This is a genomic window from Alcaligenes sp. EGD-AK7 (genome assembly GCF_000465875.3).
Classification (GTDB): domain Bacteria; phylum Pseudomonadota; class Gammaproteobacteria; order Burkholderiales; family Burkholderiaceae_B; genus Alcaligenes; species Alcaligenes phenolicus.
In genome coordinates this window covers 1-545 of record NZ_AVOG02000057.1, presented here as the reverse complement: position 1 = coordinate 545, position 545 = coordinate 1, and the positions used below count along the sequence as shown (strand labels likewise).

Below are 545 nucleotides of genomic sequence, written 5' to 3'. Positions count from 1 at the left end.
GTCTTGACCATGCCCAGCTTGGTGTTGACCGTGCTGCCCTCGATCAGCGGCAGCAGGTCGCGCTGCACGCCCTCGCGGGAAACGTCGGCGCCGCTGGTATTGCCGCGCTTGGCAACCTTGTCGATCTCGTCGATGAAGACGATGCCGTTCTGCTCCACCGCCTCCAGGGCGCGGGCCTTGAGGTCTTCTTCGTTGACCAGGCGCGCGGCTTCCTCGTCGCGGATGAGCTTGAAGGCTTCCTTGATCTTCAGCTTGCGGCTCTTCTTCTTGCCCTTGCCCATGTTGGCGAAGAGGTTCTGCAGCTGGTTGGTCATCTCCTCCATGCCGGGCGGGGCCATGATTTCCACCCCGGCCGGGACGTCGGCCACTTCGATGTCGATCTCCTTGTCGTCCAGCTGGCCTTCGCGCAGGCGCTTGCGGAACAGCTGGCGGGTGTTGGAGTCCTCGCGGGCCGGCTCGTCGCCGAAGCCGCCGGTGCGCGCCGGCGGCAGCAGGGCGTCGAGGATGCGTTCCTCGGCGGCGTCCTCGGCGCGGTACTTGACCTT

1 protein-coding gene is annotated in these 545 nt (G+C 66.1%); it reads right to left on the bottom strand.

What is annotated here, in order from left to right:
- Positions 1–545: AAA family ATPase (locus N879_RS16910; protein ID WP_022983500.1), on the bottom strand; the 545-nt coding region annotated here is incomplete at both ends.